Source organism: Flavobacterium sp., from assembly GCF_965277525.1.
GTDB lineage: Bacteria > Bacteroidota > Bacteroidia > Flavobacteriales > Flavobacteriaceae > Flavobacterium.
The window spans coordinates 726132-738745 of the sequence record NZ_CBDIDC010000002.1; the positions used below are offsets into that span (position 1 = coordinate 726132).

General features: G+C 35.1%; 11 protein-coding genes. 1 reads left to right on the forward strand and 10 read right to left on the reverse strand.

The window, feature by feature from the left end:
• Positions 1–62 precede the first annotated feature (62 nt).
• On the forward strand, positions 63–2057 hold the full coding sequence (locus tag ACQY44_RS05260; protein WP_428229345.1) for a heavy metal translocating P-type ATPase: 1995 nt from the start codon (positions 63–65) through the stop codon (positions 2055–2057).
• 84 nt (positions 2058–2141) lie between these two features.
• On the opposite strand, the gene ACQY44_RS05265 is transcribed toward ACQY44_RS05260, so the two are convergent.
• The 10 genes from ACQY44_RS05265 to ACQY44_RS05310 form a co-directional block, all read right to left on the reverse strand.
• Complete coding sequence (locus tag ACQY44_RS05265; protein WP_428229346.1) at positions 2142–2795, reverse strand: GNAT family N-acetyltransferase; 654 nt, start codon at positions 2793–2795, stop codon at positions 2142–2144.
• 34 nt (positions 2796–2829) lie between these two features.
• Positions 2830–3900 (reverse strand): NAD(P)H-dependent flavin oxidoreductase, encoded by a 1071-nt coding sequence (locus tag ACQY44_RS05270; RefSeq protein ID WP_428229347.1) that lies wholly within the window; start codon positions 3898–3900, stop codon positions 2830–2832.
• 24 nt (positions 3901–3924) lie between these two features.
• Positions 3925–4323, reverse strand: a complete 399-nt coding sequence (locus ACQY44_RS05275) for a tautomerase family protein (protein ID WP_428229348.1) — start codon at positions 4321–4323, stop codon at positions 3925–3927.
• A gap of 64 nt (positions 4324–4387) precedes the next feature.
• Positions 4388–5038 carry a VOC family protein gene (locus ACQY44_RS05280; protein WP_428229349.1) on the reverse strand — a complete coding sequence of 217 codons (651 nt, stop codon included), beginning with the start codon at positions 5036–5038 and terminating at the stop codon, positions 4388–4390.
• A gap of 373 nt (positions 5039–5411) precedes the next feature.
• Complete coding sequence (locus tag ACQY44_RS05285; protein WP_428229350.1) at positions 5412–6554, reverse strand: cytochrome-c peroxidase; 1143 nt, start codon at positions 6552–6554, stop codon at positions 5412–5414.
• An 83-nt stretch (positions 6555–6637) separates the two neighbouring features.
• Entirely contained in the window at positions 6638–8104 is a 1467-nt protein-coding gene (locus tag ACQY44_RS05290) for a hypothetical protein (protein ID WP_428229351.1), read from the reverse strand.
• Positions 8091–9569 carry a RagB/SusD family nutrient uptake outer membrane protein gene (locus ACQY44_RS05295; RefSeq protein ID WP_428229352.1) on the reverse strand — a complete coding sequence of 493 codons (1479 nt, stop codon included), beginning with the start codon at positions 9567–9569 and terminating at the stop codon, positions 8091–8093. Before ACQY44_RS05295 ends, ACQY44_RS05290 begins: the two co-directional genes overlap by 14 nt.
• A gap of 4 nt (positions 9570–9573) precedes the next feature.
• Positions 9574–11682 (reverse strand): hypothetical protein, encoded by a 2109-nt coding sequence (locus ACQY44_RS05300; RefSeq protein ID WP_428229353.1) that lies wholly within the window; start codon positions 11680–11682, stop codon positions 9574–9576.
• Positions 11679–11951, reverse strand: a complete 273-nt coding sequence (locus tag ACQY44_RS05305) for a hypothetical protein (protein WP_428229354.1) — start codon at positions 11949–11951, stop codon at positions 11679–11681. The genes ACQY44_RS05300 and ACQY44_RS05305 overlap by 4 nt, the downstream gene beginning before the upstream one ends.
• A 192-nt stretch (positions 11952–12143) precedes the next feature.
• The gene (locus ACQY44_RS05310) at positions 12144–12521 is read right to left on the reverse strand and encodes a hypothetical protein (protein ID WP_428229615.1); all 378 of its coding nucleotides are present in this window, start codon (positions 12519–12521) and stop codon (positions 12144–12146) included.
• Between the last annotated feature and the right edge of the window lie 93 nt (positions 12522–12614).

Here is a 12614-nt window from a genome sequence, read left to right on the forward strand (position 1 = left end):
AACTTGAAACCAGAAACAAGGAAAACTTGAAGTAATAATTTAAAAAACTTGAAACCCGTCTTATGGAACATATACATAAAGAAGAAAAAGTAATAAAAAAGAAAATTAATCAGTCCGGATGTTGTTCTGCACATGAAGAGCAAAGTCATTCCGATGATGACGGACACGATCACGATCACAGCCATAATGCTGATGACAGCATTTTTAAAATGTTTTTGCCTGCAATAATCTCATTTGTTTTATTGCTTATCGGGATTGGCTTTGACAATTATTTTACACAAACCTGGTTTTCAGGTTATGTTAGAATTGTCTGGTACGTTGTAGCATATTTACCGGTTGGATTTCCTGTTTTGAAAGAAGCCTACGAAAGCATTATGAAAGGGGATGTATTTTCAGAATTTTTCCTGATGTGTATTGCTACAATTGGTGCTTTTGCGATAGCACAATATCCGGAAGGAGTTGCCGTAATGTTGTTTTATACTATTGGAGAAAATTTCCAGGGATTGGCTGTTAGCAGGGCAAAGTCGAATATCAAAAGTTTGTTAGATCAGCGTCCTGATGAAGTTAGCATTTTAGAAAATAATGTTGCTACAATTATCAAAGCGTCTGATGCCAGAATAGGATCGATTATTCAGCTTAAGGCCGGAGAGAAATTAGGTCTGGATGGCGAATTGTTATCAGATACCGCTTCGTTCAATACCGCTGCATTAACCGGCGAAAGTAAACCGGATACTAAAGTAAAAGGAGAAATTGTTTTGGCCGGAATGATCAACGGAAGCACCATCGCACAGGTAAAAATAACGACGGCATACAATGACAGCAAGCTTTCTAAAATTTTAGAAATGGTACAAAATGCCACTACTAAAAAAGCACCTGCCGAATTGTTTATCCGAAAATTTGCCAAAATTTATACACCAATTGTAGTGTACCTCGCCATTGCGATTTGTTTGTTGCCGATGCTTTTTGTCGATAATTACGTTTTTAGCCAATGGTTGTACCGAGCTTTGGTTTTTCTGGTAATATCATGTCCATGTGCTTTGGTGATTAGTATTCCGTTAGGGTATTTTGGAGGAATTGGCGCTGCGAGCAAAAACGGAATCTTGTTTAAAGGAAGTAACTTTTTAGACAGTATCTCCACCATTCAGAATGTCGTGATGGATAAAACCGGAACGATGACTGAGGGCGTTTTTAAAGTTCAGGAAGTCATTATTAGGGAAGATTTTGATAAAGCAGAGATCCTGAAATTGGTGAATGTCCTGGAAAGCCAAAGTACACATCCTGTTGCCACGGCAATTCACAATCATGTAGGGAAAATTGATGCTTCTGTTGAATTGAAAAACGTAGAAGAAATTTCGGGACATGGTCTAAAAGCTGAAATCAACGGAAAGGAATTGTATGTTGGAAATTTTAAATTGATGGACAAATTCAATATTAAGTATGATGTTGATCCCAATGCGGTTGTTTATACCACAATTGCGATCGCATATGATAAAAAGTTTGCGGGATACCTGACCATTGCTGATGAAATTAAAGAAGATGCACAGGAAGCTGTAACGAAGCTAAAAGCATTAGGCGTTAAAGTAACCATGCTTAGTGGTGATAAAACCAACGTCGTGCAGTTTGTTGCAGATAAATTAGGAATCACAAATGCATTTGGAGATTTGTTACCGGAAGATAAAGTCAATAAACTAAACGAGATTAAAGCTAAAAATGAAACTGTAGCTTTTGTTGGTGATGGTGTAAACGATGCTCCGGTTATCGCCTTAAGTACTGTGGGGATTGCCATGGGAGGCTTAGGAAGTGATGCGACGATTGAAACTGCCGACATTGTGATTCAGGATGATAAACCCAGTAAAATTCCGATGGCAATAAATATTGGTAAACAAACCAAAAAAATTGTCTGGCAAAATATTACGCTGGCTTTTGTCGTAAAAGCTTTTGTACTAATTCTGGGTGCCGGTGGACTTGCCACCATGTGGGAAGCCGTTTTTGCAGATGTTGGTGTAGCCTTACTGGCGATACTAAATGCTGTGAGAATTCAGAAGATGAAGTTTTAATTTCAAAATAAATAAAAAGGAGCCGTTTCATACTACAATTTGAGACGGTTTTTTTTATACCTTTTATGGTATATAAACTTGATTTTATTTATCCTTATCCTGAATAACAACAGACGTATAAAGACTATACAATTCCCACCCTAAGGATTCGTAGAATAGTTTTCCTTCTTCTGTGGCTACTAAAAAATTATGGTAAACGCTATTGGCAAGGGCAATTTTCTCGAGCTCTTTCATCACTAAAGTGCCAAGTCCCATCCGTTTATGAGTGGGTTCAGTTGAAATTCTGTCATAAACTGCCAGATCATCAACAAGAACAACGCGTCCTGTTGCCGCCAATACTCCCTCTTTAGTAACAATTCGGACAAGATAAGTAGCGTTGTATTGCTCAAATTCTACTTTATAAGTATTTTGCAAAGTACGTTTTGGAATACCCATTTTGTGCCAACAAGACATCATATAACCTTGCGGCTGAACAATCCATTTTTCGGATATGCTCTTTTTTAGTTCATCTGGCGAAGTACAAACTTTTATAAAAATTCCCGGTTGATCAATAGATTTTGATAATTGAATAAGATCATCACTAAGAGCTGTAAAAACATAACGCTTTTTTTGATCCTCATACCCAACATCGACCATAAGTCCCGATTCGTACGGTACAGGTGATGGCAATTTTCTGGATAAGGACCAGGCGGTAAGCCATTTTGCGACTATATCAAAAGAAATGTTTTTTTGAAGCATACGACAAAAGCGGAATTAGGCAAATGTAAATGTTTTAATTTTTATAAAAATCTTCGGTTTCCTGAATTAAACCTTTCAATAATTCAGTTGTAGATTTGTCACTAAAACCATTAATAGATTGTCCCAGCCAAATGCCTACAAAATCAGCTAGCTCTTTTTCTTTTGCCGCTTTTCTAAGTTCATGGGTTAATTTATTCTGATAGGGATAGGGCAAAACATACTCAGAATGCTCAATGATTTCAATAAATTTATTTTTGATTCCTCGGGCATATCTTCCTGAAAAAGATTTTGTCAGCATTATATCTTCTTCTTTAACTCTTTTTAAATGGTTCTTTTCAAATGGTTTTAAGGCACTTTCTGTTGCTCCTAAAAGTAAACTTCCGACCTGAACTCCGGCAGCTCCTAAAGTTTTTGCAGCCAGAAGGGTTTTTGCGTTGTAAATTCCGCCTGCATAAATTAAAGGATTCTTTACTTTTTCCGCTACTTGAGACAACAAAGAAAGTCCGCCAATTTGGGCTACTTTATCAGCTTTAAAACTTCCTCGATGACCACCGGCTTCAATTCCCTGAACACAGATAATATCTATTTCTTTTTCAGATAAAATCTTAGCTTCTTCTACACAAGTGCAGGTTCCTATTAAAAAAATATTGTTTTTCTTTAAAAGTGCTATCGATTGGTCGTCGATACATCCAAAAATAAAACTCAGAATTTTACATTTTTGACTGATAATAGCTTCGATCTGATCGTGATAATCCGTTATTTTTAAGGTGTTTAATTCCGGTAACGCCACGTGAAGCCCATTTTCATTGGCCAGATGTTCTATAAAAGTCTTCGCTTTAAAGTATTGTTGTGTAAGCTTGTCATCAATTTCAGGAACTTCATTTACAAAAATGTTGACTGCAAATGGCTGGTCTGTTAGCTTTTGAGTATCGTTAATAAGCTTGATGCAGTTTTCAGGACTTAAATCCGCAAGAGGTAATGATCCTAAACAACCTGCGTTAGAACTTGCAGCTGTCATTTGGGGTGTTGTAACGCCAAACATAGGCGACTGAATAAGAGGGTATTGAATATTAAGTAAATCTGTGATCGAATTTTTCCAGTTCATCTCCTATAAATTTTATTATTCTTACTATTTCTTTAAATGCTTTTGTTCCTGAATCTCTCCATTACCAAAAGACCAATTTTCCAGCCCGTTATTTTCCAATAAAACAATGATCACATTAGTAATCAAAATCTCTGTTGATGAACTAATTCGTGTGGCAATTTGATGGTATAATTTCTTTTTTTGCTCTACTGTTCTTCCTTGTCCGGCAGTAATCTGAACATAGATTATTTCTTCAGAATGTGAAATTCCGAGGTAACTTTCAGGATATTTTATCTGATGCGGTTCTAATTCTTCAATGACATGAAAATAATCGTCTTTTGGAATATTAAATTCGGCCATTAAAGCGTGATGGATTGATTCTGAAATATTGTTTTTTGTTTCTAATGAAAGTTTTTTGGGAAGGCTGATTCTAACAAATGGCATTTTTGATTTTATTTAAGTTTTATATAAAAATAGGGAATATTGGTAATTAAAAATATGAACGGTATTAAAAATTTAGTTCGATTTTCTTGTTGTTATTTTCAATTACAACTTCAGTTTTATTACTTTCAGATGGTGTTTGAGTAGGATACCAATTTCTATTGGGTTTTACCATAATCAGTAAACCTTCATCATCGCCAATCGCAGCAAAAAACGCGCTATTATCATTTTTAGAAAAGAATTCCAGGCCATGTTCTGCAATTAACTGATTCCCTAATGCTAACGGATTTTCAGTAACGATTCCTATTTCGCTTATATTCAAAATAGATTGAGAGCTAAAAGCTGTAGTTTGAGCATTATTAAGATCATGTCTGGCAATAAACTCTAATAAATTTCCATTATTGTCATAGAAATAAACGGCATTGGAATTCCAGTTTTCAAAGTTCGTAATGACATTTTGATCTTTAATAAGAATTAAATCTACTTTGTCTTTACACCATTGAATCGCTTCATCGAGTTTGTTCTCCGGAATATTAAAAGCAAAATGATAAATGGAATTAAATTGAGGATCTTCAACGAATTTTAAAATAGAATTTCCGGCTTGTATTGTAACTGATGCTGTTTTTTTCTCTATGATTGGCAACTCTAAAAGGCCCTGATAAAATGCTGTCGTTTTTTGAATATCGTTGGTTTGAATTTGTATGTGTTCTAGTTTCATAGCGGTATTTTTATAAAAGATACAAAAGCTTCTTTTCGTTTCAAACAAATTTAAGAAAGGATTGAAGGATTATGATTAAAAAGTTATTTTATACTTCGATGAAAGAATAGTAAATTATGATGAGAATTTTTCTTATTATAAAAGTTAATTTTTTAAATCAATAGCAATATAGATTTGAAACTACAATTTAGATATTTTTAGAAAATCATGTTTTTTTTACATGGTGCTATGAGATTTATTTGTAGGGAAACGTCTTTTAATTTGTCTGAACTTTGTTTAAAATGAAAAAGCCCGTTTCATAAAAGAAACAGGCTTAGCAGGTTTAAAAATTATTAGGGGCAATTTGCAACCATTTTAAGTATATAATTATAAATTATTTAGGCATTGTTGGTGTTATAATTCTTCGGGTTGGTGTACTTAATGTTTCTATAAAAGCCAAAAGATCACTGATCTCTTCTTTATTTAAATCTAATTTTTTAAGCATCGGATCTGCTTTTGGAATGAGGGAATCTCTTTCTGTTCCCAGATACTTTTTCTGAATAGGAGAGGGATTTCCTAAATTGTACAATTCCACCACATCCAGTAAAGAGGGAAAATGCCCGTGATGCATCCAGGGTTTTGTGTTTACTACTTCCCGAAGCGTTGGCGTTCTGAATTTCCCGATATCTTCTTTATTCTTAGTCACATTATAACGTCCGAAATCTTCATTTTTGGTTCCGAATAAAGTCTGACCGTCATTGTGAAACTGATTGTCGCTAAAATAAGGTGTATTATGACAATTGATGCATTGCGCTTTGGTTCTGAACAAATGAAGGCCTTTTACCTGCGAATCGGTATAAGCATCTGATTTTCCGCTCACGAACTGATCAAATTTACTTTTCGGACTAACAATAGATCTTTCAAAAGTGGCAATGGCATATTGAATTCGCTGCAGATTTACTTTTTTATCTCCAAAAGCAGCTGTAAACAGCTCATTGTACCCTTTTATTTTGGCAATTTTATCAACGGCAATAGTCAGTTTTTCATTCATTTCCAGTGGATCTCCAATCGGGAATTGTGCCTGATCTTCGAGACTGGAAGCGCGGCCATCCCAGAATAAAGTTTTGGCATACGCCGAGTTTAAAATCGTCATCGAGTTTCGTTTTCCCGTTTGGCGATCGTGCCCAAAAGAACGCGTTAAATTATCTGTCCAACCCAATTCAGGATTATGGCAGGAAGCACAGGCAATTTGTCCGCTGTTGGATAATCTCGGATCAAAAAACAATATTTTACCCAAACTTTCTTTTTCCTTCGAATATGGATTGTACTCAGGATATGGAACAGCAGAAAGTACTCCAATATCCCGGAATGCTTTTTTGTCGATACTTTTGTCTAATTCCGGTGCCGGCCAGATCGAAGGATCTCCGCTGGAATAGAGTTTTCTTAGTTCCTGGACATCGATGTATTCAGGTTGTTCTATGCTTTTATAAGCCGTTAAACCTAGTAAGAATAGGAGAGGGATTATTCGTTTTTTCATATTTTTTGATTTGTTTCAAGTTTCAAGTTTCAGGTTCTGGGGCAATTTGAAACTTGAAACTTGAAACCTGAAACTTGAAACAATTATAAAGTAACTTCTTTCGGGCAGGAAATACTTAAAGCCGCAGGTTTAGGATATACTCTGTTATTAAACATTCTATATTGTGTTGAAACGGTTCCTCCAAAAAGCTTGTCGTTTGTAAGTTTTAATTCAAAAGAAATTTCAAACAAACCAGCACTTATTTCCTTATACGTTCCATCTCCGGAAATCGCAATGAGATAAGTGTTATCCTTAGTAGATCCAATGGTTAAATCCTGCGGAATAACCAGAACAGTTCCCTGAGTTTTACTGTTTCCATTCTCAGGGAAAAATTCTAAAGCCGAGGTAATATTAAATCCGGGAGAAATTGCTGCAGAACCGCTTTCGTTAGAAAACCATCTTTTTAAACCAAAAGAATTGACAGTATTCGTTCCGCTCGCAACATTAAAACCTATTTTAAAAGCATCATGATACACATCATCATTAGGGTTTGCTGTGCCTTTATCGCTGTAAAGTATCGCATTTTCATTGTCTTTTGTAACAACAACAGGAAAAGTTAACGAGTTGAAAGTCTGCCAGGCACAAGTCCCGTCTTTATCAAACCAGTGTTCACCGTAAGTTAAATAAAAGGCGTTTGTTGGATCTGTAAATTTTGAAGCCGGATTTGCCTGAATATCTCTTGGAGATTTTATTGGTTTTACAATAGTTAAACTCGTATTTCCTGTGGCAATATAATTAGGAATATTGATAAGATTAATTTTTGTTTCATAACGGGCATCATCGTTTTGAATATCTTCTAAAAGCGTTAAATGATAGGTAATTGAGCTTCTATTATCTCCAAAATCATCATGTGTTAAAGAATATTCAAAGCCGTTTTGAAACTTGAATATCGAAGCATTTTCAATTTCTGACGGAATAAATCCATTCGGGAAATTTACTTTAAAATCTATCTTTTCGCCTATTTCTCCTTTTACAATTAAGTCTTTTACAGGAAAAGTATAAACAGTGCTTATTTCCCCTAAATTGATCGTAAAAACATTGTTTGGAGCATACGAATTCAAGCTTCCGATGTGAATATCAGGATTTGATGCATTTTCTAATTTTAATGTTATGGACTGCTTATCGGCCCATCTTTTATCAAAAGAAACAAAAATCGTATCTGTAAGTTTAGTTCCTTCAAATGACAATTCGGTTTTAGGTTCAAGACTGAAACTGGTAATATCTCCAGAAGTTGCAGAACTGAAATTAACTACTACAGGCGATTTTAAAGCTGTAGAAGTTAACGTAACCGGAACTTTTAAAGTCTTAATCGATTTGTTATCATAACTCGCAGAAGGCTGAATTGTGGTGCTTACCGCCGGATATTCCAACGGAACACCCGCTGAACTTGCCAGAAAATTAAACCTTACGAATGGATCTATGTTTTGAGATTCAAATCTGTAATCGTCCTTAGAACAAGATACAAGTGCTGTAACAATACTAAATAGGAATATAATTTTAATACGATTCATTTTGCTTCAGGTTTGGGTTAAGATTAATGTTGCTGCGCGGTATTGGTAAAATATATTTGGACGAAGGGTAAGCAAGACTACAGTTCAACGAAATACAGCCATCATTTCTTGAAATGTCTTTTTTGTATCTTCCAATATCAAAAAGTAAATGTCCCTCAAAACAAAGTTCTTTTCGTCTTTCTAAAAAGATAGCTTCTTTTAAGTTTTCAGTATTTTTTAAAACACTGGCATTTGCGCGAGTTCTAATAGTATTAATGTCTTCTTTTGCCTGATCTGAGTTATTAAGTTCAAGTGCGGATTCGGCACGGATTAAGTATTGTTCACTTAAACGAAAAGCAGCATATCCGGGATTTCCCAGAAATTTTTTAGTAAAATAATAATTTAGGATTTGAGGCTGTAAATCAACTATTGTTGAGATTGGCACAACCAAAAACAACTGTTTGCGGATATCTGATGTTTCATACAAATCGACTAAATCCTGTGAAGCAGCAAAATTTCCATAAGAGGTTAAGGAAGTGTAGCCGTAAAAAGCGGATAATGAACCGCTGGCTGTTCCTTCATCTGTTCTTGGAATTGATAATTCGAACAGAATTTCTGAAATTGGAAGATCAGGCTGATCCCATTGTGCAATATAATCGGCAGTGGTAACTAAACTTTTGCCTGAATTAGTAATAACATCATTGGCAGTATCGTAGGCATTTTTAAAGTCTTTTTTAGATAAATATACTCTTGCCAATAAAGCTTTTGCACTTGTTTTGGTAAAATAAGAATAAACGGGACCGCTTAATAATGCAGTATCTGAATAAAGATTTAAAGCTGTTGTAATATCATTGATAATTAAAGCATAAGTATTCCCAGCCGATTCTCTTACAGGATATTTTAATCCTTCATTTAAAGATTCTAAACTATAAACAATTCCCGGATGAGAAGCGTTATCTGTAAAACCATAGTTTTGACTGTAAACTTCACTTAATAAAAAGTGCGCATAAGCTCTTACGGTTAAAGCTTCGGCTTTGATTTGATTTTTTTCGGCCTCTGTAGCGTCTGTCAAAGCATCAGTAAATTCCAATATCAAATTACTTTGATTGATTACCGTGTAACTATTACTGTAAAAAGAAGCCATATTTGAAGTATTCGAAATATCATCAAACGAATAAATGTTTAATACAGAAGTTGGAACACTGATTTGCCCTTTTGTGCTTTCTGTTTTCGAAGGCGTAAATTTTAAATTTCCACCCTGTAGATCTGAGTATACAGCAAAGTTACTGCTGCGTAAGTTAGATTCTAAAACTTTGTACATACCATTAACGGCCTGTAAAATGCCTTCTTTTGTTTTTAACTGCTCAGTAATCGAAATTTGTCTTCCCGGTTCCTGTTCTAAAAAGTCGTTGCAGCTTTGCAATAAAAACAGAATTGCAAAAATGGCTGGCAATTTAAGTAAGGTTATATTTTTAAAGTATTTCATCATTTTAAAATTTAGTATTGATGCCGCATGAAATAGTTCTGGCCTGTGGATAATTATAACTGAATTCTCTGATGCCATTCATTCCTGACGGGCTTTTTTCTTTGTACCAGTAAAATGCATTCGAAACATCGGCAAAAATGGTCAGCGTGTCCAGAAAAGTGTTTTTTACCGGAACATTATAACTCAAATTAATATTGTTGATTTTGATATATGTCGCATCATAAACATATTTACTCATGTTTGAAAGCAGTGTATTGTTACTTGGAGCGGGCTGTGTTGCAATATCTCCCTGATTTCTCCAATAGTCGTATGCATTTACAGACATATTTCTATTTGAAGTAATACTGTATTTAGAAATAATTTCGTCAGAAATTAATTTATCTCCGCCTAATTGAAAAGCACCATTTACAGATAAAGTAATGTCTTTGAATGAAATTCTGTTACTAAAACCTCCAAAGGCTTTTGGCTGTGTATCCCCAATTGGCTCCCAATCGGCATTAGTAAACAATTTATTGTAAGTTGCAGCATCATAAACCTGTCCATTTTTTTGGATTAAATCACGACCTGTTGCAGGATCAACACCAATCCAGTGTACACCCCAGATTGTTGAGGTACTGTAACCTATTTTTTGTGCTAATGCAATATTAGCTAAAGAATAATCGCTTCCTAAACCTACCAAATTGGTCACTTTATTATCTACCGTTGCGATATTAAAGGAAGTACTCCATTTAAAATTGCCTTTTTGAAACCATTTTAACCTTGTAGTAAGTTCAAAACCTTTATTGTACATATCTGATGCATTTAACTGTACTGTGCTGTATCCGGTTTCAGTTGGAATATCTCTTGATGTAATTAAATCAGATAAGCTGTCATAATAATATTCCAGCGAAAGTTCTACGATATTGAATATATTAAAATCAAATCCGGTATTAAACTTTAAGTTTTTCTCCCAGCTTAAATTTCCATTTGGAGATATTGAGGATGAAGCACTTAAATCGCCATTATATCCGTTATCAACAACCGTATAAAGTCCTTTTGATCGGTAAGAACCAATTCTGGAATTTCCGGTTGAACCATAACTGATTTTAAGTTTTAAGAAATCGACCCACGAACTTGATTTCAGAAAATTTTCATTGCTAATAATCCATGCCAAACCTGCACCGCTGTTGAAGGCAACATTAGTATCATCACCAAAAACTGAACTTTCGTCACGACGGATATTGGCTAAAACATAGTATTTCTTTTTGTAATTGTAGTTAATCTGGGCAAATGCCGAAACTCTGGAGTTGTAACTTATTTCTGCCCCGCGAACTTGTCTGGTTTTTGATTCATCGACATTTGGCGTTGATGTATTGTCATCCTGTATAGCATCTTCGATTCTGTTAAGCACATTCGGATTCACAAAACCTGAAGCCGATGCGTAATCAAAATTGGCTTTTTCTTCGGAAAGTTCGAAACCTAAAACCCCATCAATTTTATTGTTTTTATTGATTTCCTTGTCAAATAACATTTGTCCCTGCCAGTTCCATTTAGTAGAATTTCGGTTATTAAAAAGCCTTCTTCCCCAGTTAGGATATGTGTTTCCGCCTAATACAAAAGTTCCGTTGTTTTGTCCGCTTTCATTTTCTCCAGAAAAATAACGATCCTGTTCTTTATCCACATAATCGATTCCAAACAACGTGGCAAATTTTATATTTTCGTTGAGATCATACCCTAAATTCAAACTTCCTAAAATTCCAAAAGTCTCTGTAATGTTTCGGTTTTGCTCAATTGCCGCTAATGGATTTCCGCCCGTATTTCCTCCCGAAACTCCTGTATTTGTGTAAGAACCATCGGCATTGCGCGGCGCTATTGTAGGCAGATAAGCAAAATCATAATAAATATTTGGAGCATCTTTTTTAATAAAACTCGGATTTAAAGACAAGTTTATATTCCATTTAGAATGTCTGTATCCTAAATTAATTCCTCCATTAAGCTGTTTGGTTGTGTTGCCTAGCTGCGGTTCATCGATATTTAAATACGTTAAACTCGTTCGGTATGAAAACTTAGAATCAGCGCCCGAAAACACTAAAGTTATATTTATTGTAAATACCGGTTTTGTTAAGCAGATCAAACCAATTGGTATTGACCACCGTTATACGGAAGAAGCGCACTGCCGGGCGAAGTATTTTTTAAATAATCGTTTCTGAGTTCTGTATATTGTTCTCCGCTTAAATATTTAATTTGATTAATGGCCGAAGAAACCCCAAGCTGATTAGAAAAACTAAATTTAGTTTTTCCCGGTTTTCCTTTTTTGGTAGTAATTAAAATGACACCATTTGCACCGTCAGCACCATAAATACCAACAGCTGCGGCATCTTTTAAAACTGTAAAAATCTTCAATATTATCAGCACCAATCATAGCCAGTGGATTTGATAATCCTTCGGCAAGTCTTCCGCCGTCAAAATATTCACTGTCAATACCGCTTTGTTCACTCAAAATAACACCATCAACAATAATTAATGGCTGAGTTGAAGTTTCCTAAAATAGAGTTGCTTAACGATTTTAAAGTTCCTTGTCCGCGGACATTGATTTTAACAGGCCCGCCAACACCGGAAGTATTTTCGATTAAAAACTCCTGCAATTTGTCCTTCGAGCATTTTATCAACACTTTCAGATGCCTGTTGTACGGGAATATCTTTAGCTGTAATGGTTGAAATACTTCCAACAATTTCTTCTTTCAATTTTTTAGTTCCGTAAGAAGACGTAATCACCACCTGACTCAATTCATCTGTAAATTCTTCAAGATAAAAGGTGAATTCTGTTTTATTGTCTGCTCTTACAGTTTGCGATTGCATCCCTAAAAAGCCCACTTCAAGCACCATAGTATGAATGTTATTTCCTTTTAGCTGATAAACAAATTTCCCGTTAAAATCAGTTATGGCACCCATTCCGGTTCCTTTTATACGGATTGTCGCTCCGGGAAGTGGCTGTTTGTCTTTGGCATTATATACTGTTTCCGTTTATTAATCTTTCTTTTTCGTCAGCATTTAAGGTGGAAGTTG